Annotated in this window: 29 protein-coding genes; 28 read left to right on the forward strand and 1 reads right to left on the reverse strand. The window is 38.5% G+C overall.

The genetic code is table 11. The features are described 5' to 3' along the window. The first annotated feature begins 31 nt into the window (after positions 1-31). The 24 genes from ACRX5O_RS03255 to ACRX5O_RS03370 all read left to right on the forward strand — a co-directional run bounded on the left by ACRX5O_RS03255 (position 32) and on the right by ACRX5O_RS03370 (position 19,876). Positions 32-304 carry an HU family DNA-binding protein gene (locus ACRX5O_RS03255; protein ID WP_066047575.1) on the forward strand — a complete coding sequence of 91 codons (273 nt, stop codon included), beginning with the start codon at positions 32-34 and terminating at the stop codon, positions 302-304. Between the two features lie 203 nt (positions 305-507). Then, positions 508-1,074 carry a GTP cyclohydrolase I FolE gene (folE, locus tag ACRX5O_RS03260; RefSeq protein ID WP_251514661.1) on the forward strand — a complete coding sequence of 189 codons (567 nt, stop codon included), beginning with the start codon at positions 508-510 and terminating at the stop codon, positions 1,072-1,074. Between the two features lie 64 nt (positions 1,075-1,138). Then, a complete protein-coding gene (gene mtrB / locus ACRX5O_RS03265; RefSeq protein ID WP_066047579.1) occupies positions 1,139-1,378 on the forward strand; it encodes a trp RNA-binding attenuation protein MtrB in 240 nt (79 codons plus the stop codon). A 151-nt stretch (positions 1,379-1,529) separates the two neighbouring features. Further along, entirely contained in the window at positions 1,530-2,348 is an 819-nt protein-coding gene (locus tag ACRX5O_RS03270) for a heptaprenyl diphosphate synthase component 1 (protein ID WP_433904588.1), read from the forward strand. Between the two features lie 5 nt (positions 2,349-2,353). Beyond that, complete coding sequence (gene menG, locus ACRX5O_RS03275; protein WP_433904589.1) at positions 2,354-3,055, forward strand: demethylmenaquinone methyltransferase; 702 nt, start codon at positions 2,354-2,356, stop codon at positions 3,053-3,055. Between the two features lie 39 nt (positions 3,056-3,094). Further along, positions 3,095-4,057 (forward strand): heptaprenyl diphosphate synthase component II, encoded by a 963-nt coding sequence (gene hepT, locus ACRX5O_RS03280; RefSeq protein ID WP_433904590.1) that lies wholly within the window; start codon positions 3,095-3,097, stop codon positions 4,055-4,057. Positions 4,058-4,149: 92 nt separating this feature from the next. Beyond that, on the forward strand, positions 4,150-4,596 hold the full coding sequence (ndk, locus tag ACRX5O_RS03285) for a nucleoside-diphosphate kinase (RefSeq protein WP_433904591.1): 447 nt from the start codon (positions 4,150-4,152) through the stop codon (positions 4,594-4,596). Positions 4,597-4,762: 166 nt separating this feature from the next. After that, entirely contained in the window at positions 4,763-5,539 is a 777-nt protein-coding gene (locus tag ACRX5O_RS03290) for a CheR family methyltransferase (protein ID WP_433904592.1), read from the forward strand. A gap of 114 nt (positions 5,540-5,653) precedes the next feature. Further along, the gene (aroC, locus tag ACRX5O_RS03295; protein ID WP_433904593.1) at positions 5,654-6,817 is read left to right on the forward strand and encodes a chorismate synthase; all 1,164 of its coding nucleotides are present in this window, start codon (positions 5,654-5,656) and stop codon (positions 6,815-6,817) included. After that, positions 6,817-7,905 carry a 3-dehydroquinate synthase gene (gene aroB, locus ACRX5O_RS03300; protein WP_433904594.1) on the forward strand — a complete coding sequence of 363 codons (1,089 nt, stop codon included), beginning with the start codon at positions 6,817-6,819 and terminating at the stop codon, positions 7,903-7,905. The genes aroC and aroB overlap by 1 nt, the downstream gene beginning before the upstream one ends. After that, the gene (gene aroH, locus ACRX5O_RS03305; protein WP_433904595.1) at positions 7,902-8,264 is read left to right on the forward strand and encodes a chorismate mutase; all 363 of its coding nucleotides are present in this window, start codon (positions 7,902-7,904) and stop codon (positions 8,262-8,264) included. The genes aroB and aroH overlap by 4 nt, the downstream gene beginning before the upstream one ends. 28 nt (positions 8,265-8,292) lie before the next feature. Then, on the forward strand, positions 8,293-9,387 hold the full coding sequence (gene hisC, locus ACRX5O_RS03310; RefSeq protein WP_433904762.1) for a histidinol-phosphate transaminase: 1,095 nt from the start codon (positions 8,293-8,295) through the stop codon (positions 9,385-9,387). A gap of 21 nt (positions 9,388-9,408) precedes the next feature. After that, positions 9,409-10,515, forward strand: a complete 1,107-nt coding sequence (locus ACRX5O_RS03315) for a prephenate dehydrogenase (RefSeq protein ID WP_433904596.1) — start codon at positions 9,409-9,411, stop codon at positions 10,513-10,515. A gap of 181 nt (positions 10,516-10,696) precedes the next feature. Continuing rightward, positions 10,697-11,983, forward strand: coding sequence for a 3-phosphoshikimate 1-carboxyvinyltransferase (gene aroA / locus ACRX5O_RS03320; RefSeq protein WP_433904597.1), 1,287 nt, complete (start codon positions 10,697-10,699; stop codon positions 11,981-11,983). Between the two features lie 113 nt (positions 11,984-12,096). After that, a complete protein-coding gene (locus ACRX5O_RS03325) occupies positions 12,097-12,999 on the forward strand; it encodes a hypothetical protein (protein WP_433904598.1) in 903 nt (300 codons plus the stop codon). Between the two features lie 23 nt (positions 13,000-13,022). After that, positions 13,023-14,285, forward strand: a complete 1,263-nt coding sequence (locus ACRX5O_RS03330; RefSeq protein ID WP_433904599.1) for a tetratricopeptide repeat protein — start codon at positions 13,023-13,025, stop codon at positions 14,283-14,285. 56 nt (positions 14,286-14,341) lie between these two features. Beyond that, positions 14,342-14,890, forward strand: a complete 549-nt coding sequence (locus ACRX5O_RS03335) for a ReoY family proteolytic degradation factor (protein ID WP_119708939.1) — start codon at positions 14,342-14,344, stop codon at positions 14,888-14,890. Positions 14,891-14,980: 90 nt separating this feature from the next. Then, the gene (locus tag ACRX5O_RS03340; protein WP_433904600.1) at positions 14,981-15,445 is read left to right on the forward strand and encodes a YpiF family protein; all 465 of its coding nucleotides are present in this window, start codon (positions 14,981-14,983) and stop codon (positions 15,443-15,445) included. Positions 15,446-15,595: 150 nt separating this feature from the next. Next, entirely contained in the window at positions 15,596-16,102 is a 507-nt protein-coding gene (locus tag ACRX5O_RS03345) for a QcrA and Rieske domain-containing protein (RefSeq protein ID WP_119708937.1), read from the forward strand. A gap of 3 nt (positions 16,103-16,105) precedes the next feature. Further along, positions 16,106-16,780, forward strand: a complete 675-nt coding sequence (gene qcrB / locus ACRX5O_RS03350; RefSeq protein ID WP_119708936.1) for a menaquinol-cytochrome c reductase cytochrome b subunit — start codon at positions 16,106-16,108, stop codon at positions 16,778-16,780. A gap of 54 nt (positions 16,781-16,834) precedes the next feature. After that, the gene (locus tag ACRX5O_RS03355) at positions 16,835-17,602 is read left to right on the forward strand and encodes a menaquinol-cytochrome c reductase cytochrome b/c subunit (protein ID WP_119708935.1); all 768 of its coding nucleotides are present in this window, start codon (positions 16,835-16,837) and stop codon (positions 17,600-17,602) included. Positions 17,603-17,664: 62 nt separating this feature from the next. Continuing rightward, entirely contained in the window at positions 17,665-18,261 is a 597-nt protein-coding gene (lhaT, locus tag ACRX5O_RS03360; RefSeq protein ID WP_433904601.1) for a lipoprotein heptaprenylglyceryl N-acetyltransferase LhaT, read from the forward strand. A 79-nt stretch (positions 18,262-18,340) separates the two neighbouring features. After that, on the forward strand, positions 18,341-19,135 hold the full coding sequence (ypjB, locus tag ACRX5O_RS03365) for a sporulation protein YpjB (RefSeq protein ID WP_391559012.1): 795 nt from the start codon (positions 18,341-18,343) through the stop codon (positions 19,133-19,135). Positions 19,136-19,195: 60 nt separating this feature from the next. Then, the gene (locus ACRX5O_RS03370; RefSeq protein WP_433904602.1) at positions 19,196-19,876 is read left to right on the forward strand and encodes a zinc metallopeptidase; all 681 of its coding nucleotides are present in this window, start codon (positions 19,196-19,198) and stop codon (positions 19,874-19,876) included. 29 nt (positions 19,877-19,905) lie between these two features. Here the strand turns inward: ACRX5O_RS03370 and ACRX5O_RS03375 are convergent, their stop codons facing one another. Beyond that, positions 19,906-20,778: a YitT family protein gene (locus ACRX5O_RS03375; RefSeq protein WP_433904603.1), complete on the reverse strand. Its 873-nt coding sequence runs from the start codon at positions 20,776-20,778 to the stop codon at positions 19,906-19,908. Positions 20,779-21,025: 247 nt separating this feature from the next. Between ACRX5O_RS03375 and ACRX5O_RS03380 the strand changes: the two genes are divergently transcribed. The 4 genes from ACRX5O_RS03380 to bshB1 are packed head-to-tail and all read left to right on the forward strand — an operon-like array spanning position 21,026 to position 23,286. Beyond that, a complete protein-coding gene (locus ACRX5O_RS03380) occupies positions 21,026-21,349 on the forward strand; it encodes a nucleotide pyrophosphohydrolase (protein ID WP_433904763.1) in 324 nt (107 codons plus the stop codon). Between the two features lie 2 nt (positions 21,350-21,351). Next, positions 21,352-22,149, forward strand: coding sequence for a 4-hydroxy-tetrahydrodipicolinate reductase (dapB, locus tag ACRX5O_RS03385; protein WP_433904604.1), 798 nt, complete (start codon positions 21,352-21,354; stop codon positions 22,147-22,149). Positions 22,150-22,166: 17 nt separating this feature from the next. After that, a complete protein-coding gene (gene mgsA / locus ACRX5O_RS03390) occupies positions 22,167-22,589 on the forward strand; it encodes a methylglyoxal synthase (RefSeq protein ID WP_433904605.1) in 423 nt (140 codons plus the stop codon). Beyond that, entirely contained in the window at positions 22,579-23,286 is a 708-nt protein-coding gene (gene bshB1, locus ACRX5O_RS03395) for a bacillithiol biosynthesis deacetylase BshB1 (RefSeq protein WP_433904606.1), read from the forward strand. Before mgsA ends, bshB1 begins: the two co-directional genes overlap by 11 nt. Position 23,287 lies beyond the last annotated feature (1 nt).

Genomic DNA, 23,287 nt, shown 5'->3' on the forward strand with positions numbered 1-23,287 from the left:
GAATATACCATTTTGGGAGGAGGTGAAAGGCATGAACAAGACAGAACTAATCAACGCAGTTGCTGAAGCGAGTGAACTTTCTAAAAAGGACGCTACTAAGGCAGTTGACGCAGTTTTCGATTCAATTCTTGAAGCCCTTAAAAACGGTGATAAAGTTCAATTAATCGGATTTGGGAACTTCGAAGTTCGTGAGCGTGCAGCTCGTAAAGGACGTAACCCACAAACTGGTGAAGAGATCGAAATCTCTGCTAGCAAGGTTCCTGCTTTCAAACCAGGAAAAGCACTTAAAGATGCTGTAAAATAATTACATAAATCGATATATGTTTATGTTATAGAAAAGGATCTCGTTTAAACGTGATCCTTTTTCTATTTTTTCAGCTCTTTTGTGGCACATTAAAAGAACCTTCTACTTTGCTAGAAAGAAATTGATTGTGCTAATATGTATAAGTATAGTTGGCATGATATGAAAAAAACAGAGGGAACTCATTGCAGTAGGAGGAATTTAGTATGTCAGAAGTTAATCGTACCCAAATAGAGGAAGCGGTGCGTCTTATATTAGAAGCCGTAGGTGAAGATCCAAATCGTGAGGGTGTGTTGGATACGCCTAAACGAGTAGCGAAAATGTACGAGGAAGTATTCTCAGGATTGAATCAAGATCCAAAAGAATATTTCGAAACAGTATTTAGTGAGGACCACGAAGAAATTGTCCTTGTGAAAGATATTCCATTTTACTCCATGTGTGAACATCATCTTGTTCCTTTTTATGGTGTTGCTCATGTAGCTTATATACCAAGAAATGGTCGTGTGACAGGTTTGAGTAAGTTAGCTCGTGCTGTTGAAGCAGTAGCTAAACGTCCTCAGTTGCAAGAAAGAATTACATCCACAGTTGTTGACGCGATTATGGAGAAGTTGGAGCCTTATGGTGCAATGGTCGTTGTTGAAGCAGAACATATGTGTATGACTATGCGTGGAGTGAAAAAGCCTGGTGCAAAAACCGTAACCCAAGCAGTCCGAGGAACGCTTGCGGAGGACGCAACGGCAAGAGCTGAGGTACTTTCCCTGATTAAATACTAAAACATTATAGAGGGGGCTACATAACGGTTAGCCCTTTCATACAAAATGAAGGGAGCGAGAAATAATGGACCAAAAAAATTCGTTAACAAGTGATTATATCGTTATAAAAGCAATAGAAGATGGTGTCAATGTAATCGGTTTAACAAGAGGCACTGATACAAAATTTCATCACTCAGAGAAACTCGATAAAGGCGAAGTGATGATTGCTCAGTTTACTGAACACACATCAGCTATTAAAATTCGCGGAAATGCCAAAATCATTACCTCTTATGGAGAGGTTGAGAGCGAAACAAAAGGTAAATAAATGCGAATCATGTCCATTTGGTAGGCATTTGTGTTATAATGGTCTCTGCCTTTAGTGAGTGGTAAATCGTACATATGCAGTAATCCTCATGCGAAATAATGAGGCTAATCACAATACATATACAGAATTTGGGGATACAAGGGTGATAATTGTGGGAGACTTTCAAAGAAAAATAGCCGATGTGAAGGAAAAAGTAGAGGAAAGGCTCCTTCACCCCTATATGTTCCAATATATAAATACACCAGTGTTAGACGAAGATAAGCTTTTATTGCTTATTTCGATTTTGGATCAATGTAAGTTATCTAATAAAGAGTTGGAGAATTATTCTATAACGACCATGTTGCTTCAAGTAGCCCTTGATACTCATGAACAAGTAACCAACACTCGTGCGAATAATGAGGTATTAAAGCAGCGGCAATTGACGGTATTAGCTGGTGTTTATTATAGTGGATTATATTATAAACTGCTCGCAGATTGTAATGATGTGCATGCCATTCGAATGCTAGCTCAAGGAATAAAAACAATCAATGATAAAAAAATAATTGTATATCAAAAAGATTTTTCAGAAATTGATACATTGATGGATAATGTGAAGTTGATTGAATCATCTCTCATTGATCAATTTACCGAGTATTTTCGTTTAGATGGATGGAATGACATTGTTGAAAATTTATTATTTATAAAGCGCCTTAGTAAGGAAAAGGAAAACTTTGTACAAAAGAAATCTTCGATTGTATTTGACGCTCTTCATACTCTTATTTTTCCAAAACATAACGGTTCACTTAAAGACCTGTCTTTTGAGCAACAAAACTATTTAATATTAATTTGTGACCGATATATAGAGTTTTCTAAGCAATTATTAGAAAAGGCTAAAAAAGGGCTTCCTCGAATAAATGAGCTGTTAGATTCTCGAATCATATCCATTATAAACCAAAAAACGATGGCAAAAACATTTGTGGAAGAAGGGTAACAAGCATGCATCAGTCGAAAGAAGAACGAGTTCATAATGTTTTTGAAAAGATCTCTGATAACTACGATAAAATGAATTCTGTTATTAGTTTTAAACTCCATACTAAATGGAGAGAAGATACGATGAAAAGGATGAATGTACAAAAAGGAAAAAAGGCACTAGATGTTTGTTGTGGAACGGCCGATTGGACCATCGCTCTTGCAGAGGCTGTAGGACCTACTGGTGAAGTGGTAGGACTAGACTTTAGTCAAAATATGCTCAATGTGGGAAAACAAAAAGTTACTGAGGCCAATCTTAACCAAGTAACGCTCATCCATGGAAATGCCATGGAGCTTCCGTTTCCTGACCATTCATTTGATTATGTTACCATTGGCTTCGGGTTAAGAAATGTACCAGACTATCTTCAAGTATTAAAAGAGATGAATCGTGTTTTAAAGCCGGGCGGAATTGCAGTATGTCTTGAAACATCACAACCAACATTGATAGGCTATCGACAGTTATACTATTTTTATTTTCGATTTATTATGCCATTGTTTGGTAGGGTGTTTGCAAAAAGCTATAGAGAATATTCCTGGTTACAAGAATCAGCTAGAGATTTTCCAGGCGTAAAAGAACTTGCTGGTTTATTCAAACAAGCTGGTTTTAAGGACGTCACATATAAGCCATACAGTGGCGGGGCAGCTGCTGTTCATTTTGGTCATAAATAAAATAATCTTCATGTACAGGTTAGGCTAGGTGATTCACGAATGAAGCTGAAAATGATGTATTCATTTTTAAACTCAGATATTAATATAATTGAGAAAACACTAGAGGATACGGTGGAGGCTGAGTCACCTCTTCTTCGTCAAGCATCTCTACACTTGTTGCAGGCAGGGGGGAAGAGAATTCGCCCTGTTTTTGTTTTGCTGTCAGGAAAGTTTGGCGACTATGATATACATGAGATGAAGAACGTGGCAGTAGCGCTTGAGCTTATACATATGGCTTCACTTGTTCATGATGATGTCATTGACGATGCAGAACTTAGACGTGGCCAGCCAACGATTAAAGCGAAATGGGATAACCGGATTGCGATGTATACAGGCGATTATATTTTTGCCAGATCGCTAGAATTAATGACAAATATTAAAAACCCACTAGCACATCAAATTCTCTCTGAAACGATTGTTGAGCTATGTGTTGGGGAAATTGAGCAAATTAAATTTAAATATGACTACAATCAAACGCTTCGTGACTATCTGCTTCGAATTAAGCGGAAAACAGCATTATTGATTGCAGCCAGCTGCCAATTAGGGGCGGTGGCAGCAAACGTAGATGAGGAGATTCACAAGAAGCTGTATCAGTTTGGATATTATGTAGGCATGTCCTTTCAAATCACAGATGACGTGCTAGATTTTACGGGTACGGAAGAGCAATTAGGTAAACCAGCTGGTGGTGACTTATTGCAAGGAAATATCACACTACCTGTATTGTTTGCGATGGAGGATGAATCTTTACGTAAAAAAATTACCGCTGTTCATGAACATACTTCATTAGTTGAAATTGATGAGATTATCACTGCAATAAATAATTCTGGTGCCATTGAGCGTTCGCTTTCTATAAGTGATCGGTACCTACACAAGGCAATTGATGTATTAAATCAATTACCGAATAACCGTGCTAAAAAGACGCTTAGAGATATAGCTGTGTACATAGGGAAACGAAAATTTTAAATGTTGCGAAATCAGTTATAACTATGTTACGATTTTTGTGGATTGTCCATTGGCAATTCATTACATATGCGAATCAAAGAGGAGTGTAACTGATGGAGAAAACATTTTTGATGGTTAAACCAGATGGGGTTCAACGTAATTTGATTGGTGAAATAGTTGGACGTTTTGAGAGGAAGGGCTTTCAATTAGTTGGTGCAAAGTTAATGCTGATTTCTAATGAGTTGGCTGAACAGCATTACGGTGAACATAAGGAACGCCCTTTCTTCGGTGAGTTGGTAGATTTTATCACTTCAGGTCCTGTTTTTGCAATGGTTTGGGAAGGGGAAAATGTAATTGCTACCGCACGCCAAATGATGGGAGCAACAAATCCAAAGGATTCTCAACCAGGAACGATCCGTGGGGACTTTGCCGTGACTGTTGGGAAAAATATTATACATGGATCAGATTCTGCTGCAAGCGCTGAAAGAGAAATCGCTTTATTCTTTAAAGAAGAGGAACTTCTTTCATATAGCAAGCTTTTAAACAATTGGGCTTATTAATACCAAAAGAGACTTGTTTTTTACAAGTCTCTTTTTTGTAACCGCATTCAAATGATAGGAGTAAAAAATACCCAAGTCTTTTTTCACATAAATTTTCTCCTTTTTTATTGAATTTCGCTATAATAAAACTACAGATAGAAAAGTTCAAGTTCAGGGGAGAAAAAGTATGCTGGGAAATGATTATGAACAATTTATAATAAACATTAAGAAAAAGACCGGGATTGATTTGTCCTTATATAAAGAAGCACAAATGAAAAGACGCTTAATTTCTCTCTATGAAAAAAAGGGATTTCGCTCATTTCAGGACTTTTACACAGCGATAAGTCAGGACAAGCTATTATTAAATGAGTTTCTTGATCGTATGACGATCAATGTGTCGGAATTTTATCGAAATGGGAAACGATGGGAAGTATTAGAAACCAAAATTCTTCCTAAACTATTAGAGAAGAATAAGCGTCTGAAGGTGTGGAGCGCTGCTTGTTCAACAGGTGAGGAACCATATACGATTGCAATGATTCTTTCAAACTTTATGCCACTTTCGCAGATTCAAGTTTTAGCTACTGATATCGACGATCATGTGATAGAAAGGGCAAAGATAGGGATGTATGCGGAACGCTCATTAAATGAAGTGCCTCCAGAAATGAAAAAGAAATTTTTCACACAAGATGGAAGCTTCTTTAAGATTTCTGACGAGATCAAAAAGACGGTAACATTCAAAAAGCAGAATTTACTCGCTGATCCATTTGGGGGGTCTTTTGACTTGATTGTGTGTAGAAACGTTTTGATTTATTTTACTGAAGAAGCTAAAGATGTATTATACTATAAATTCAGTGAGGCATTGAGACAGGATGGCATCTTCTTTGTCGGTAGTACAGAACAAATATTTAATCCATCTCTATATGGTCTTGAAACCGAAGACACGTTTTTTTATCGTAAAAAATAGAAGCCATGGATTTGGCTTCTTTTTTTGTAAATTCACAAATTTCTGCTATGTTTATTGAAGGACATATGTTATATTGAGAAATAATCCTTTAATGAGTTGAAGGGGGAAAGAGAAATGAGATATTTAACAGCAGGAGAGTCACACGGTCCACAATTAACAACAATTATTGAAGGTTTACCAGCGGGGATGCCGCTTCTTGCAGAAGACATTGACAAAGAATTGGCAAGAAGACAAAAAGGGCATGGTCGTGGTAGAAGAATGCAAATTGAAAAGGATACTGTACATATTACAAGCGGTGTCAGACATGGAGCAACTCTTGCATCACCAGTAGCGCTCGTTGTACAAAACGACGATTGGAAGCATTGGACAAAGATTATGGGTGCAGAACCTACGGATGACGAAGAAGTTAAGCGAGTGATTACTCGTCCACGTCCTGGACATGCCGATTTAAACGGCGCGCTTAAGTATGGGCATAGAGATATGCGAAATGTACTTGAACGATCCTCAGCAAGAGAAACAACAGTAAGAGTGGCAGCTGGAGCAGTTGCTAAAAAACTATTATCTTGTCTAGGAATCAAAGTTGCCTCTCATGTGGTAGAAATTGGTGGGATTAAATCAGAGGTAAAGGCATACGACTCCATCGAGAGTTTGGCTGAGATCACTGAGAATTCACCGGTAAGATGTCTCGATCCAGTGGCTGAAAAGAAAATGATGCAGGCGATCGATGATGCAAAAGCTAATGGTGATTCCATTGGTGGAATTGTGGAAGTTGTCGTTGAGGGAATGCCTCCGGGTGTTGGTAGCTACGTTCATTATGACAGAAAGCTCGATTCAAAGCTTGCGGCTGCAATTGTGAGTATTAATGCCTTTAAGGGTGTTGAGTTTGGAATAGGGTTTGAAGCTGCTAGAAAGCCGGGTAGCGAGGTTCATGACGAGATTGAGTGGACTGAGGGAGAAGGTTTCCATCGAAGCACAAATCGTCTAGGTGGTCTTGAAGGTGGAATGTCAACGGGAATGCCTATCATTATCCGTGGAGTGATGAAGCCTATTCCAACCCTTTATAAGCCATTACAAAGTGTTGATATTGATTCTAAAGAAGCATTTACTGCTAGTATTGAAAGATCAGATAGCTGTGCAGTACCTGCAGCTGCTGTTGTTGCTGAAAATGCGATTGCATGGGAGCTTGCTTCAGCAATTACTGAACAATTCTACGCAGATCGCTTAGATACATTAATTAAATCAATTGAAGATCAACGAGCATATGCGAGGGAGTTTTAATGGAGACGATTCAAATCCATACCACTTCTAAGGAGTATCCTGTAGTTTTAGGGGCTGAGGCAGTAACAGCCATAGCCCCTTTTTTAAAGGAAAATCTTTCGAACGTTACAAAGATCATGATTATAACTGATAGTAATGTTGGTGATAAGTATTTATATAAAGTGAAAGAACAATTACGTGAATTCGAAGTTGTTTCACATATTGTTCCTAATGGAGAAAAAGCAAAGACTTTTGACGTTTTTTATGATTGTTTAACAGCGGCATTACAGGAGAAACTTGACCGTAAATCATTGTTTATCGCTCTTGGTGGAGGGGCGATTGGTGATTTATGTGGGTTTGTTGCTGCTTCTTTTATGAGAGGCGTCCCTTTTATTCAGCTGCCTACTACCATTCTGGCACACGATAGTGCAGTTGGCGGAAAGGTTGCAATTAATCATCCCCTAGGTAAAAACATGATAGGTGCATTCTATCAACCTGAAGCTGTTATATACGATATTGATTTTCTACAAAGTCTTCCAGCAATGGAACGTCGTTCAGGCTTTGCGGAAGTAATGAAGCATGCTCTAATTGATAATCTTTATTTTTATCAATGGCTGTTATCAGATGTAGAAAATCTTCAAACGATAACAACCGAGCAATTACAAGAGTGTTTGTCAAAGGGAATAAAGGTAAAAGAATCTGTTGTTTCAAAAGATGAAAAAGAGCTTGGTATACGAGCATTTCTGAATTTTGGACATACACTTGGTCACGCTATTGAAGCGGAGGCTGGGTATGGCTCCATAACACATGGGGAAGCAGTTGTAGTCGGGATGGTATACGCATTACGGTTAAGTAAAAAACTTTTACATTTACAGTTTGATCTCCAAGAGTTTGTCGATTGGCTACATATACTTGGTTACTCAACAAAAGTTCCTTCTCAGCTATGTGAAGAAAAGCTAATCGATCGAATGAAGCAGGATAAGAAGACCATTGGTCAAGTGATACAATTTGTTCTATTAGAGGAAGTTGGGAAACCAGTCCTTTATAAAATCGACGAAAATGTCCTATTAGAAGAACTAAAACAATTTATGAAGGAGGAGAGCCGATGATTAGAGGAGTTAGAGGTGCTATTACGATCCAAGAAAATAAAGAGGAAGAAATTATAGCATCCACCAAGAGGCTACTCGATGAAATGATTCAAGCTAATCAAATCTCTCCAGAGTCAGTCGCATCCGTATTTATTTCTGTTACTGATGATGTTACAGCAACATTTCCAGCTAAAGCTATGCGTCAATTAGAGGATTGGACATATGTTCCTGTCATGTGTATGAAGGAAATCTCTGTTCCGACTGGAATCAAATTATGTATCAGGGTCATGATGCACGTAAATACTGAAGTAGCACAAACGGATATTGAACATGTTTATTTGGAGGAAGCAGTTCTTTTACGACCGGATTTAAAGAAATAGGATATTTATACGTAAGAGGTGATGGATGATGAGATGGAAGGATCAAATTAAGTCGTTAGCCCCTTATCAGCCGGGGAAATCAAAGGATGAAGTAAAAAGGCAGTATGGGTTGGAAGAAATCATTAAATTAGCATCCAATGAAAATCCTTTTGGTTGTTCAAAAAAAGTGAGTGAAGTAATGTCTAAAGAATCAGGCTATTTCGCTCTTTATCCAGATGGCTATGCCACTAACTTACGCGATGTGTTAGCAAAGCATGTGGGAGTGACAAAAGATCAATTAATCTTTGGAAACGGTTCAGATGAATTGATTCTAATTATTGCCCGTGCCCTTCTACGACCAGGCTATAATACTGTAATGGCTACGCCAACCTTCCCGCAGTATAAGCACAATGCCATTATTGAAGGTGCAGAAACTCGCGAGATTCCTTTGGTAGATGGTCACCATGATTTAGATCAAATGCTTGCTGCGATTGATGAGAAAACAAATGTGGTTTGGGTGTGTAGTCCGAATAATCCAACAGGTACATATATTCCAAAAGAAAAGTTGGAAAGTTTTCTTGCTAGAGTTCCAAAAGAAACACTTGTTGTATTGGACGAAGCCTACTACGAGTATGTAGTAGCGGATGATTACTATAATTCTGTGGAACTGGTAGAGCAGTATTCAAATTTGATTGTTCTTAGAACCTTCTCAAAAATATATGGGCTAGCCAGCTTGCGCGTGGGATATGGATTTGCTTCCAAAGAAATAATTCGTGCGCTGGAGCCGGTGAGAGAGCCATTTAACGTGAATAGCTTCGCACAATTAGCGGCTATTGAAGCTTTAGGTGATCAAGAGTATGTGGAAAACTGTCGTACCTTAAACCATCAAGGATTAGAACAGTTTTACAAGTTCTGTGAGGAGCGTAATCTTTCTTATATGCCTTCCCAAGGGAATTTTATCTTAATAGATTTTAAGACTGATGGCAATGAAGTATTCCAGTTCTTATTAGAGAGAGGGTATATCGTTCGGTCAGGAAATGCCCTTGGTTTTCCGACATCCGTCCGAGTTACGGTTGGCTCGAAGGAACAAAATGCTGGCATTATTGAAAAAATGTCACAATACATGAAAGTTAAAGCTCATTAAGTAACTTTAGGCGGTGATTTCTTGAAAGGGCGTGTGCTAGTCATTGGACTAGGGCTAATTGGGGGGTCATTAGCTCTTTGCATAAAGAAAAGACACCCAGAGGCAACACTAATAGGTTTAGACATAAATTTAGAACAATGCCGTCTCGGAAAGATGCTTGGCGTAATAGATGAGATTTGTGTCAATCTGGAAGAAGAAGCAGTAAACGCAGATCTAATTCTTATTTCAACTCCAGTTATAGAAACAGAAAAAATGATCGAGAAGCTTTGTGAACTTCCGCTAAAGCAAGATGTCATCATTAGTGATGCGGGAAGTACAAAAGAAGCAATTGTGTTAAAAGCTCGGTGTTTAAAGGAGAAAAACATTACGTTTATTGGTGGGCATCCGATGGCAGGCTCACACAAAAGTGGGGTTGCTGCAGCCAAGGAAATCCTATTTGAAAATGCTTTTTACTTATTTACACCGGAGCCACATATCTCACATGATAAGGTGGATTTATTAAAGAGTTGGCTTGAAGGAACTAGAGCGAAATTTATTACTATATCACCTGAAGAACATGATTACTTAACAGGTGTTATTAGTCATTTTCCACATGTGATTGCGGCCTCTCTCGTACATCAAGCTGAGCAAACAAGTAGAGACCATCAGCTTATTACAAGGTTGGCTGCCGGTGGTTTTAGAGATATTACTAGAATTGCCTCAAGCAGCCCAGCGATGTGGAAGGATATTTCCCTTCATAACAAGAAGGTACTTCTATCTTTGTTAGATCGTTGGAAGGATGAGATGGATAAGTTCTCAAAAATATTATCAGATAACAATGAGGAACAGCTGTTTGATTATTTTGCCGAAGCCAAAAATTTTCGGGATGATCTTCCTAGTAAGGAAAAGGGTGCTATCCCTGCATTTTACGATCTATTTGTTGATGTTCCGGATTATCCAGGTGTAATCTCGGAAATTACAGGTTATTTAGCAAAAGAGCGTATTTCCATTACCAATATCCGTATTTTAGAAACTAGAGAAGATATAAACGGTGTACTTGTTATCAGTTTTCAAACAGAGGCCGATATGGCGAAAGCAGAGGAATGCATACAGCGTTATACCAATTATGGCACCTCAACCGGCCTATAGGTTTTGTTAAAAGATAAGAAGTATTACTAAATGAACTTTGAACAGTGTCTAGCTGCAGCGCCTAGCTCCTCGGGTCATAAGCCAAAGCCCTACAGAGGTCAGGACCTCTCTCGGTCTCCGTCTTATGCCTGTCGGAGCTTACCAAGGCGCTTATGCTTTTCTATTCGAAAGGAAGGATACAATGACAACGGTGTTAACGTCACAAGTAAAGAGACTGGTAGGCGAACTCTCTATCCCAGGAGATAAGTCTATTTCTCATCGTTCTGTTATGTTTGGAGCGATTGCTCATGGTACGACCACAGTATCTAATTTTCTAACAGGTGAAGACTGTCTTAGTACGATTGCTTGTTTTCGAAAATTAGGGGTATCGATTCACCAGCATGAAGATACAGTTGAAATCGTTGGGAATGGCTTTGAAGGATTAGTAGAACCTAATGAACGACTAGATGTTGGAAACTCGGGAACAACGATTCGATTAATGCTTGGTATTTTATCAGGCAGACCTTTTTATGCAGCATTGGAAGGAGATTCTTCAATCGCCAAACGTCCTATGACAAGGGTTACGAATCCACTGAGCCAAATGGGGGCAATTATTGACGGCAGAGAAAATGGGAAGTTCACTCCTATTTCTATTAGAGGTGGAAATTTAGAAGGATTTACGTACGAGCTTCCAATGGCAAGTGCGCAAGTAAAATCAGCAATTATACTTGCAGGCTTACAAGCAAATGGAACAACAACGGTCATTGAGCCATCGAAAACAAGAGATCATACGGAAAGAATGATTCGCCAATTTGGCGGGGAAGTGTCTGTTGATGGTTTAAAGGTTTCTGTAACTGGTGGACAAACACTTCAGGCAACTCATGTTCATGTTCCGGGTGATATCTCTTCTGCTGCCTTCTTTTTAGTAGCAGGTGCGATTGTACCTAATAGTGAAGTGACATTGCGCAATGTTGGTATTAACCCTTCTCGGACGGGGATTATTGACGTGATGCTTCAAATGGGTGCCTCTCTTCATGTTTCTGATGAAGGTAAGGATGCGGCAGAGCCTGTAGCAGACTTAACTATTACAACCTCAAGTCTAAAGGGAATAACGATTGAGGGGGATATGATTCCTCGCTTAATCGATGAAATTCCTATCATTGCCTTATTAGCTACACAGGCTAAAGGAACAACGGTTATTAAGGACGCTGAGGAATTAAAGGTAAAAGAAACAAACCGAATTGACACAGTTGTAAATGAGTTGAAGAAATTAGGAGCGTCGATTGAAGCAACGGACGATGGTATGATTATTCACGGTGGAAGCAAACTTCATGGAGGCCAAGTGAATAGCCATGGAGACCATCGAATCGGAATGATGCTAGCCATTGCAAGTTTAATCAGCAGTGGGGAAGTAACCTTAGAAAATGAAGAAGCCATTTCTGTTTCTTATCCAATGTTCTTCTCTCACTTAAATAAATTAATTAAGTAATAAATGACACTGGCACGTATTTGATACGTGTCAGTTTTATATTTTCTATAAATATGTATGAATGTCCATTTTGTCTCATAGTTTGTCATAAGACCCTAAGAAGAGGTGGTTTTATGGCGTATATTATAGAGAATATAAACCTTTTAAAGAAGGACAAGCTGGAGAAAATATCGATTCTTGTGAAAAATGAGCGTATTTCCTCGATCACTAGTGAAATGAAAAACTATTCTTATGTAAAAATGAATGCCAGCGGCTATATTACGACAAATCCCCATGTCATCTTTGACCCGAAAGTACCAGCACTCACAACCTTTTCAGAAATGAAGTCATATATGACGGAAAGGTTTCTTAAAAAGGGCTGTACCACATTTTTAACTTATGTGTCAGTATCTCAAGAAAAGAATTTAAAAACAAGCTTGAAACAGGTGAAAATGGGGTTATTAAGCAGTCCAATTGACTATGTTATTGGAGTAAAGATTCCTATCTCAGCATTGACTCCATCCTTTATACGAACGGCCAAACGAGAAAAGGTACCTGCTGTTTTTATTGAGTTTTCTTCAGTAGATGAATTGAAAGAGAAGCCTTGGGGATGGATTAAGGAAGCCATGTTTCCATATAATAGTCCTTTAATTCCATGTATTCTTATGGACGGAGAACGCGAGAAGAAGCGTGCCAGACAAGTATGGAATGAAATCATGGGTAAACATAACATCGCAAGTATAAGAGAAGAGCTGATGGAAGGGGAACCTATCACACAGGAAGCCCTGCATAAAATGGGAATCCTACCTGTTAAATCTCATTTACATCCAGGAAGTGAAGTGAGTTATAATTTCTATTTGAAATCATCTGAAATCATAAATATTGATGAAAAGAGCCTATTTTTATATCATAGTGATAGACTACTAGTAACCGTTCATAAAGGCGAAGTGATTCGTGCAGGCGATAAGGTATGGTTTCGGTCCGGATATGGAGAACATGTCATAATAAAGACTCCTAGTTTTTTTGCAGGGGAATAGATTAAAGTAAGAAGGGATACAAGATGGATAAAGTAGAAAAGATCCTTTCTCTATTAGAAAGTGGTCAACATGAGGAAGCAATAAAAAGTTATAAAGATATTTTATTAAATGGATCAAATGAAGAAAGATTTGTTCTTGGTGAGGAACTTCTTCAGCTAGGTTTTCTTGAGGAAGCAAAAGAACTTTTTGAAACGCTATTAATTGCGTACCCGGAAGAAGGGGAATTGCTTGTGTTATTAGCAGAGGCTTGTATCGAGCTTGGGAATGAGGAGGAGGCAATGCTAGCTCTCGAAAAAATTCACTCTTCTGACCAGAGCTATCCTCAGGCCTTGCTTCTTGCAGCTGATTTATACCAAATGCAGGGCTTATTTGAAGTAAGTGAACAGAAGCTTTTAACAGCTAAAAAAGTTCTCCCTGATGAAGTATTGATAGACTTTGCTTTGGCTGAGCTTTATATGGAACAAGGAAGATTTACAAACGCGATTCAATTGTACGAGGGTGTGCTTAAAAAGGAAAAAGAACTTGCTGGGACAAGTATTCACCAACGTTTAGCAGAGGCGTACAGTGCAGGTGGAGCGTTTGAAGAGGCATTACCCCATTATGAACAAGCACTAGAGGACAGATTTGAAGTGAATACATTGTTTGGGTATGGTTTTACAGCCCTTCATGCGGGATACTACCAAACGGCGATCGAGAAACTTACAGAATTGAAGAATATTGACCGTGAGTATAACTCTCTTTACTTATCTCTAGCTAAGGCGTATGAGCATGAAGAAGAGCTATCGAATAGTCTCGAGGTTATTAAAGAAGGCATTCAATATGACGAGTTTAATAAAGACCTCTTCTTCTACGGTGGAAAAATTGCATTAAAATTAAATCTTGAGGATGAAGCAGAGAGGCTGATTAGGGAAGCGTTAGCGCTTGATCCGGAGTTCGTTGAAGCCGCACTTACCTTAAATAAGCTGTTTTTTCACCAAGAAAAATATGATGATGTGTTAGAGATTATTGATATTATGAATGAGCATGGAGTAGAAGAACCGCAGTTATTGTGGGATGAAGCGAATGCTTTGGCGAATGTTGAAAGATATTCAGAGGCATTAAACAAATATCAACTTGCATATAATTTCTTTAAGAATCAACAAGAATTTTTAACAGACTACGGTTATTTTTTAATTGAAGAAGGAAAAACGCATGACGCTGCAGAAATTTTTAGTATACTTCTTCAAATGGATCCAAGTAATGAAGAGTTTGCAGAATTGGTGCAAAGATTTTCTGAAGACGTGTAAGTGAAAAAAACAGGTGTTTAATCGAAATTAGTTGTATGCAGAGGAGGGAAGCAACGATGACGACCCCTGTATCTGTCAACGAGAAAAAAGATTTTATTCGCTGGTTTTTAAATCATTATCAACTAAAAAGACGAGAATGTGTATGGATTTTAAATTACTTAATGAGCCATGATCAATTAATGGAGAAAGTGCACTTTGTTGATCAAGCGCAATATTGCCCACGTGGTCTCGTTATGTCTACACATTGCGTTGATGAAGTACCATTTCGTTTTTATAAGGAAAATGTGATGACAACGGATGCTGAAAAATCATTCCATGACATTCGCCTTAACCGAGATGAAGAGATTTATATTCAGTTGAATTTTCACGCATCAAATCAAGCGCATCAATATGTGATTGTGCTAGAGGACAATCCATTTATGCCAAACAGTCTGCAAATTAATGAAAAGGATCGTATCCTTGCTGAAAGATTTTTAACAACTAGTTTATCAAAATTCCAGCGTGATAAGCTTCTTACGTTGATTGATGATGCACTTGACAGACAGGATCAAGAAGCCTTTCAGGAACTAACAAGACAGCTAAAACTGCTCGGAAACAGTGAATAAAGAAGAAGCCTGCTAGTACATAGCAGGTTTTTTTTGTTTCTAAAAAATGGTATGATAGGAATGATTTAATAGAAAATTGGAGTGGTTCTTGTGAAATGGGTTTCTCAGGATATGGACATGTTTTTGGGAGCAAGAGAGTATGTAGACACAGCTGTGTTGCCTTTGTTTCCAGTGTCATTTGGAAATGATATTAAGCAGTCGGTTGCGATGACGGAATTTATCCAACTGCTTACAATTCCTCTAGAAAGGCAGTTTAAGGGAAGAATGATTATGCTTCCAGGACATAGTTATCTAAAAAATAAGAGCAAAGAGAAGCTTTTAGAAGAAGTCAGTGTTTGGGAGAAAGAGCTTTTCGATAACGGATTTAAACATGTTTTCTTTGTCACATCAGATAGTATTTGGAAATCCCTAGAAGGGGAACTAAAGGGAGGTCTAATTTGGCTACCGTCCATCCCGTTAGCAGCTATGGATGAGGGTGCTAGAAACAATATTTTAGAGGACCAAGTAAAACAGCTTTTACAATTGTTCATGCAAAAATGGCAAGAAGATGTATAAAAAGAGATAATAGTCACACAGTTGACATCGTTTGGTCAAAGTATTATATTGACCTCGCTTACATCTTGATATATCATGGTTATGTCCTAGTTTTATAATGTGTTGAATTATGTCCGTTGGACTCAACTTCATAATAGAGGGGGGAAAAGTATGAGCAAACATCGTGTTTCTAGACGTCAATTCTTAAACTACACTCTCACTGGTGTAGGCGGTTTCATGGCTGCTGGAATGCTTATGCCAATGGTGCGCTTTGCTGTAGATCCAGTATTGAAAGCGAGTGCAAGTGGGGATTTTATTCCTACTCCGCAAAAAATCAGTGAAATTACTGAAGAACCAACTCGAGTTGACTTTTCATTTGAACAACAAGATGCTTGGTACACTTCAGAAGTAACAAATACGGCATGGGTGTACAAGGATGAAAATGGGGAGATCGTCGCTTTATCACCTGTGTGTAAGCATTTAGGCTGTGTAGTTGACTGGAACACTGACAAAGCAAATCAAAATCGTTTTTATTGCCCTTGTCATGGTGGGTTGTATGAAAAGGACGGGACGAACGTACCTGGTACACCACCGATTGCAAAACTTGATGTATATCCAACACAAGAAAAAGACGGCTTCCTACTTTTAGGAAAAGCCAAGCCAAGAGAGGAGGCGTAATAGATGTTAAACAAAATTTATGATTGGGTAGATGAACGTTTAGATATTACGCCTTTGTGGCGCGACATTGCTGACCATGAAGTACCCGAGCACGTAAACCCTGCTCATCACTTTTCAGCGTTCGTGTACTGTTTTGGTGGTTTAACGTTCTTTGTTACTGTTATTCAAATTTTATCTGGTATGTTTCTAACGATGTATTATGTGCCAGATATTAAAAACGCTTGGGAATCTGTTTATTACCTTCAAAATGAAGTGGCATTTGGACAAATTGTTCGCGGCATGCATCACTGGGGTGCTAGTCTTGTTATCGTTATGATGTTCTTACATACATTGCGAGTATTTTTCCAAGGTGCGTATAAAAAGCCTCGTGAATTGAACTGGATTGTCGGAGTATTAATTTTCTTCGTTATGCTTGGTTTAGGATTCACTGGATATTTATTACCATGGGATATGAAAGCTCTATTTGCTACTCAGGTAGGGATAAAAATTGCTGAATCAACACCACTTATCGGGGAACAAGTGAAGATCTTACTTGCTGGACACTCTGACATCGTTGGTGCTCAAACATTAACTCGTTTCTTTGCAATTCATGTATTCTTCTTACCTGGTGCTCTATTAGGATTAATGGGAGCTCACTTCTTAATGATTCGTAAGCAAGGTATCTCTGGTCCATTGTAAGATCTGAATGTAATCTATTGAAAGAGATTGATAAAAAAGGAGGGGGATTGTTGTATGCATCGTGGAAAAGGTATGAAGTTCGTAGGTGATTCTCGTGTGCCTGCAGAACGCAAACCGAATATTCCGAAAGACTACTCGGAATTTCCTGGCAAAACGGAAGCATTCTGGCCTAACTTCCTTCTCAAAGAATGGATGGTAGGGGCAGTTTTCCTTATTGGATATTTATGTTTAACTATTGCTCATCCATCTCCTCTAGAGAAAATGGCTGATCCAACAGATACGGCATATATTCCACTGCCAGACTGGTATTTCTTATTCTTATACCAATTGTTAAAGTATAGCTACGCTTCGGGACCATACAATGCTATTGGGGCATTTATTATTCCTGGTCTAGCATTTGGTGGTTTATTGTTAGCACCTTTTATTGACCGAGGACCTGAACGTCGTCCTTCTAAGCGCCCATTAGCAACTGGCTTTATGTTATTAGCTCTTGCAGCTATTACATTCTTAACTTGGGAATCTGTTGCAACTCATGACTGGGAAGCTGCTAAAGCTCAAGGTCAAATTGTTGCTGAGGTCGAGTTTGATCAAGAGTCTGACGGCTATAAGCTACTCGATCAAAATGGTTGCTTAGCATGTCATGGTGGCGATCTCCAAGGTGGGGGGCCAAATCCAGCTTTAGTTGGTAATGAATTAACTGCTGATGAAGTTAAAGATATTGCTAAAAATGGTAGAGGATCCATGCCTGCTGGAATGTTTAAAGGAACTGATGAAGAGTTAGAAGTTCTTGCAGAGTTCGTTTCTTCTCTTAAAAGTGAATAATAATTGAGAGCTGGCATAGTAGTATATGCCAGCTTTTTTCAAATGATAGCGAGGTGTGAAGGATGAAGTGGATTTACTTTTTTTTAACCAATCGAATGATTCTTTGGCTTTTACTCGTTGTTAATGTTCTTGGAACAATCTATGCTTATTATTGGTACAGATATCAGCTAGCAGAAACACCACCGATTTTCTTATTATTTGTTCCAGACAGCCCAACAGCGTGTTTATTCTTTGTATTTGTTTTAGTTGCCTTTATACTAGGCAGAAATTGGCCTTTATTTGAGGCGTTAGCTATGGTGACCTTGTTTAAGTATGGAATATGGGCAGTCGTAATGAACTATCTTGTTTTAGTTGTTTCTGGAGAGTTAGATATGATTGGTTATATGCTCATGCTATCGCATGGTGCAATGGCCATACAGGGTTTATTATATGCGCCATTTTACCGATTTAAGGCGTGGCATTTAGTTGTAACTGGTATTTGGACACTACATAATGATGTGATAGATTATGTGTTTAAAATGCTTCCTAGATATCATATGCTTGATGATTATATTCCTCAAATAGGTTATTTTACCTTTTGGTTAAGTATTGTATCATTAACGCTTGCTTATTGGTTTGTAGTAAGAGCGAACAGCAAGAAAATGGAACTTACATTTTGATCCTACCTATTGGATAATTTCTGGTCTAACCTTGTCCTCCCATACATAACATTTAATAGTATAAAGAGGGGGGACAAGTATGAAAGCAAGAGTTGTTATATTTATATGTATTTTGATTCTACTATTTCCTATAACGATACATGCAGATGAAACGTCGCCTATCGATAAGCTAAACTCAATCTCAGATGAGGCCTTACAAATGGTGAGATCATCTCGATACGATGATGCACATAAGCTTCTCTTGTATTTCTCTGAAGAATTCATTAGCATGGATCAAAGACCGTTTTCTATGGATGAATTACGGATTGTTACGGTCGCACATAATGAGGCGTTAGAGGCAACAGCTAATGATTCAATGGAACATTCGGAGATCGTAAATAAAGTAACAAAGTTCCGCCTAGTTATGGACGCCATTAATACAGGTCGTCAGCCTCTTTGGACTGAGATGGAAGGACAAGTGCTCATGGTATTTGGTGGTGTAAAAGAAGCGGTCAAAAGTGGGCATACGGAGAGGTTTCATGAGCAATTAAACTCTTTCCTGTCTTTATATCAAATGATCTACCCTAGTTTAAAACTTGATATTAGATCCGAGAAAGTCCAAAGACTTGATACAAAAATCAATTATATTGATCATTATCGACCGAAAATACTTTCCGAGGAAAGTAGTATGAAGGATTTAGATTCGATAGAAAGTGATTTAAAGAGTATTTTTGAAGGAATGACTGAAGATGAAGCGGATCCTTCCCTTTGGTGGGTTATTTTTACAACAGGTAGTATCATTGTTGCAACTTTATCTTATGTAGGGTTTAGAAAGTATGCCGGTGAAAAAAATCAAAGGCGGGAGCAAAACCGCTCAAGAGAGCTAAAAGATTGACATCAATTGTTGTCAACTATAAAATTGGGGTAACAACTTGTTTTGAATTGGAGGAACATAATGACAACCCTTATTTACTTTGCTTTAATTATTTTGGTTCCACTTTGGGCTCAATTTAAAGTGAAGAGTGCTTACGCAAAATACTCTAAAGTAGCTTCTTCCTCCCATATACGTGGAGCAGAGGTAGCTCGTAAAATTTTAGATGCCAACGGTTTATATCATGTCGGTGTAGAGGAAACTCGAGGACATTTAACAGACCATTATGATCCAAGAGTAAAAACAGTAAGACTTTCTTCCGAGAATTATCACGGTCACTCTGTTGCAGCTGCTGCGATCGCTGCACACGAGGTTGGACACGCGATTCAAGACGACCAGGATTATGCGTTCTTACGCTTTAGACATGCATTAGTTCCTGTTGCCAATTTAGGTTCAAACCTATCTTGGATATTGATTATGGTGGGTATTTTTGCTCAAATTAGTGGATTACTTTTACTGGGAATCGTCTTCATGGCAGCCGCTGTTGTTTTTCAGGTTGTTACTCTGCCAGTAGAATTCAATGCTTCCAATCGTGCCATGGACCAAGTGGTTTCAATGGGGATCATTCGTAATGATGAGGAAAGAGAGACAAAACGCGTGCTAAATGCAGCGGCATTAACGTATGTTGCAGCAGCAGCAGTTGCTGTTCTTGAGCTAGTTCGTTTAGTCTTGATATATACGGGTATGGCAAGAAGTGAAGATTAAACAAAAAAAACAGCCTTAGGGCTGTTTTTTTAATGCTCAATGGGGCGTTTGTTTTCATCTAGAGTAAATCCCTCTCCTAATACATCATGCACCATTGTAACAGAAACAAATGCGTGAGGATCCACTGAAGTAATGACCCGCTTTAATAGAACGATCTCGTTTCGGCCTACAACGCAATAAAGAACTTCCTTTTCTTGCTTAGAATAAGAACCGTGGCCTTTAAGAACGGTAACACCTCGTTCCATTTCGGTCATAATTTTGTCTGCAATTTCTTGGTTTTTCTCAGAAATAATGATAGCCCCTCTTGCAGAATAAGCCCCTTCTTGCATGAAATCAATGACTCTAGCACCAACAAATACGGCAACAAGCGTGTACATCGCTTCTTGATAGGTTAAGTAGAAAATTAGGGATAGTGTAATAACAACCACATCAAATAAAAACATCGTCTTCCCCATGCTCCAGCCTATGTATTTATGTACGAGTCGAGCAATTATATCAACACCACCGGTAGTTCCCCCATAACGGAAAATAATTCCTAGGCCAACACCGATAAATACACCAGCGAATAGTGCCGCAAGAGTTAAATCATCTTTGAGAGGCATATTGATTTGATAACGCTGAAAAATCCATAAAAACACAGAGACTGCAAGTGTACCAATAAGTGTATAATAAAAGACATTTCTTCCTAATAATCGCCAGCCAATAATGAATAAAGGAATGTTTAAGAGGAGATTTGTGTAGGAAGGATCTAAATTAAATAAAAAATATAGTAATAAGGTTATACCTGTAAAACCACCTTCAGCTAGATTGTTTTGCATATTAAAATGAACAATACCAAAGGAAAAGATAGCGGAACCAAGTAGAATAAAGAAGATATTCTTTAGTTTAAGCGTAAAAAGCATGCTTTGACCTCACTTTATAAACGGAAATTTTTAGCTATTTCTATTAGTGCGTTTCTAATTATAAGGGAAATCAAAGTTTAAACGCAATATCATAGCTGTTATTCATTAGAATCTGATAGAGCGATCCCTATCAAAATATTTGTAAATAGTGGTCCTTTTAGCTAACATTGTAATAATAGGTGTAGAGAAAAATGGCTGCACACGATATGATATGAGGTGAATACCTTTGGAAAACAGTAATAAGACAATGAAGCAATTGCAAGAAGAGGTAAATACATACATTAGCCAGTTTAAAGAAGGTTATTTTAGTCCACTTGCTATGCTTGCAAGAATGACAGAAGAGCTTGGTGAACTAGCTCGAGAAGTAAATCATTATTACGGTGAGAAACCAAAAAAGTCATCTGAGAAGGAAAATACCATTGAAGAAGAACTTGGAGACATGTTATTTGTTCTCATTTGCTTTGCAAATTCACTCAATATTGATTTAGAAGAAGCCCATAACCGTGTAATGGAGAAGTTTAATACACGAGATAAAAATCGATGGACAAGAATTGAAACGGAAGGGGAATAATTGTGGAAAAGATTAAAGTAGTAGTTGCAGGACCCCGTGGAAGAATGGGTGCTGAGGCAGTAAAGCTTGTTATGAATACTGAGGAATATGAGCTTGTTGGAGCACTAGACTATAAGAATAATGGGTTGAAGCTTAGTGATATTGGGTTTCCCTCTGCAGATGCACCTATATTTACGGATATCGAAGAATGTTTCAATACAGTAAAACCTGATGTATTAATTGATTTAACAACACCTGAATTTGGAATGTACCATGCAAAAACCGCTCTTCTACATGGAGTTAGACCGGTTGTTGGTACGACCGGTTTTTCTGATGATAACTTAAAAGAGCTAGAACGTCTTTGTGATGACCAAAAAAGAGGCTGCATTATAGCCCCAAACTTTGCTCTAGGGGCTGTATTAATGATGAAATTTGCGCGTCTAGCAGGTAGATACTTTCAAGATGTTGAGATTATCGAGTTACACCATGATCAAAAACTAGATGCACCATCGGGAACGGCTTTGAAAACTGCCCAGATGATTGCAGAAGTAAGGGATTATAAAGAGCAAGGGCATCCAAACGAAAAAGAAACGTTGTCTGGTGCTAGAGGAGCAAATTTTGAAGGGATGCATATTCATTCTGTTCGTCTGCCAGGGTTAATTGCCCATCAACAGGTCATGTTTGGTTCATCAGGTCAAACCCTTTCTATTCGCCATGACTCATATAATCGTGAGTCGTTTATGTCAGGTGTAAAGCTGGCAGTTGACTCAGTGATGAAGCTTAGTGTGTTTGTTTATGGTTTAGAAAATATAATCGAATAACTAGGAGGGGAATTATCTTGAACATTGCCTTAATTGCTCATGATAATAAAAAGGACGAGTTAGTACGTTTTGCAATTGCTTATAAGGATATTATTGAAGAGCATACCTTGTTTGCCACAGGAACGACTGGCCTAAGAATTATGGAAGCAACGGGATTGTCGATTCAGCGATTCCAGTCAGGACCACTTGGTGGGGACCAAGAGATCGGGGCAATGATCGCTAAAAATTCAATGGATATGGTGTTTTTCTTTAGAGATCCTCTTACGGCGCAACCGCATGAACCGGACGTGACCGCGTTAGTACGCCTCTGTGATGTGTACGCCATTCCGTTAGCAACGAATATCGGGACGGCGGAAGTACTAATAAAAGGACTCGAGCGTGGTGATCTTGCCTGGAGAGAGATCATCCATCAAGAACAAGGTGAGGGCAATGACAAATAATATACATATCCTATCATTTGGAGCACATGCAGATGATGTTGAAATTGGCATGGGTGGAACAATTGCGAAATACACATCTGAAGGGAAAACTGTGGTAATTTGTGATTTAACAAAAGCTGAGCTTTCAAGTAACGGAACAGTAGAACTTCGCCAAGAAGAAGCGATGAAAGCGGCTGAAATTCTCGGTGTAAATGAACGAATCACATTAAATCTTCCTGATCGAGGTTTATTATTAACAAAGGAAGCGATTCGTCAAGTCGCTCATATCATTCGGAAATATCGACCGGAGATTGTTTTTGTTCCTTATGAAAAAGATCGTCACCCTGATCATGGAAACTGCGCCAGAATTGTGGAAGAAGCCTTTTTTTCTGCCGGTATTCAAAAGTTTCAGACAGGGTTTGATGATATGGCCTTCCGTCCTAAGCAGATTTACTACTATATGATTAACGGATTTTCTACTCCTGATTTCGTAGTCGATGTGTCGAATATGTATGAAAGGAAAAAAGAAAGTCTAGAGGCATATAAAAGTCAGTTTACAAAGCAAGCGGATAGTGTAGACACACCGCTCACGAATAATTATATTCCAGCTTTGGAGGCAAGGGAGCGTTTATTTGGTAAAGAAGTTGGAACTCTTTACGCGGAAGGTTTTAAAGTAAGAGCTCCGATTTTACTCAATCGTGATTTACTAGGAGAATAAC

It is taken from the genome of Robertmurraya mesotrionivorans, assembly GCF_050971805.1.
Lineage (GTDB): Bacteria > Bacillota > Bacilli > Bacillales > Cytobacillaceae > Robertmurraya_A.

Excerpts from the sequence above, each read along its gene's own strand:
- ACRX5O_RS03255 (WP_066047575.1), top strand. The coding sequence starts at position 32 with ATGAACAAGACAGAACTAATCAACGCAGTTGCTGAAGCGAGTGAACTT.
- folE (WP_251514661.1), top strand. The coding sequence starts at position 508 with ATGTCAGAAGTTAATCGTACCCAAATAGAGGAAGCGGTGCGTCTTATA.
- mtrB (WP_066047579.1), top strand. The coding sequence starts at position 1,139 with ATGGACCAAAAAAATTCGTTAACAAGTGATTATATCGTTATAAAAGCA.
- menG (WP_433904589.1), top strand. The coding sequence starts at position 2,354 with ATGCATCAGTCGAAAGAAGAACGAGTTCATAATGTTTTTGAAAAGATC.
- hepT (WP_433904590.1), top strand. The coding sequence starts at position 3,095 with ATGAAGCTGAAAATGATGTATTCATTTTTAAACTCAGATATTAATATA.
- ndk (WP_433904591.1), top strand. The coding sequence starts at position 4,150 with ATGGAGAAAACATTTTTGATGGTTAAACCAGATGGGGTTCAACGTAAT.
- ACRX5O_RS03290 (WP_433904592.1), top strand. The coding sequence starts at position 4,763 with ATGCTGGGAAATGATTATGAACAATTTATAATAAACATTAAGAAAAAG.
- aroC (WP_433904593.1), top strand. The coding sequence starts at position 5,654 with ATGAGATATTTAACAGCAGGAGAGTCACACGGTCCACAATTAACAACA.
- aroB (WP_433904594.1), top strand. The coding sequence starts at position 6,817 with ATGGAGACGATTCAAATCCATACCACTTCTAAGGAGTATCCTGTAGTT.
- aroH (WP_433904595.1), top strand. The coding sequence starts at position 7,902 with ATGATTAGAGGAGTTAGAGGTGCTATTACGATCCAAGAAAATAAAGAG.
- hisC (WP_433904762.1), top strand. The coding sequence starts at position 8,293 with ATGAGATGGAAGGATCAAATTAAGTCGTTAGCCCCTTATCAGCCGGGG.
- aroA (WP_433904597.1), top strand. The coding sequence starts at position 10,697 with ATGACAACGGTGTTAACGTCACAAGTAAAGAGACTGGTAGGCGAACTC.
- ACRX5O_RS03325 (WP_433904598.1), top strand. The coding sequence starts at position 12,097 with ATGGCGTATATTATAGAGAATATAAACCTTTTAAAGAAGGACAAGCTG.
- ACRX5O_RS03330 (WP_433904599.1), top strand. The coding sequence starts at position 13,023 with ATGGATAAAGTAGAAAAGATCCTTTCTCTATTAGAAAGTGGTCAACAT.
- ACRX5O_RS03335 (WP_119708939.1), top strand. The coding sequence starts at position 14,342 with ATGACGACCCCTGTATCTGTCAACGAGAAAAAAGATTTTATTCGCTGG.
- ACRX5O_RS03345 (WP_119708937.1), top strand. The coding sequence starts at position 15,596 with ATGAGCAAACATCGTGTTTCTAGACGTCAATTCTTAAACTACACTCTC.
- qcrB (WP_119708936.1), top strand. The coding sequence starts at position 16,106 with ATGTTAAACAAAATTTATGATTGGGTAGATGAACGTTTAGATATTACG.
- ACRX5O_RS03355 (WP_119708935.1), top strand. The coding sequence starts at position 16,835 with ATGCATCGTGGAAAAGGTATGAAGTTCGTAGGTGATTCTCGTGTGCCT.
- lhaT (WP_433904601.1), top strand. The coding sequence starts at position 17,665 with ATGAAGTGGATTTACTTTTTTTTAACCAATCGAATGATTCTTTGGCTT.
- ypjB (WP_391559012.1), top strand. The coding sequence starts at position 18,341 with ATGAAAGCAAGAGTTGTTATATTTATATGTATTTTGATTCTACTATTT.
- ACRX5O_RS03370 (WP_433904602.1), top strand. The coding sequence starts at position 19,196 with ATGACAACCCTTATTTACTTTGCTTTAATTATTTTGGTTCCACTTTGG.
- ACRX5O_RS03375 (WP_433904603.1), bottom strand. The coding sequence starts at position 20,778 with ATGCTTTTTACGCTTAAACTAAAGAATATCTTCTTTATTCTACTTGGT.
- ACRX5O_RS03380 (WP_433904763.1), top strand. The coding sequence starts at position 21,026 with ATGAAGCAATTGCAAGAAGAGGTAAATACATACATTAGCCAGTTTAAA.
- bshB1 (WP_433904606.1), top strand. The coding sequence starts at position 22,579 with ATGACAAATAATATACATATCCTATCATTTGGAGCACATGCAGATGAT.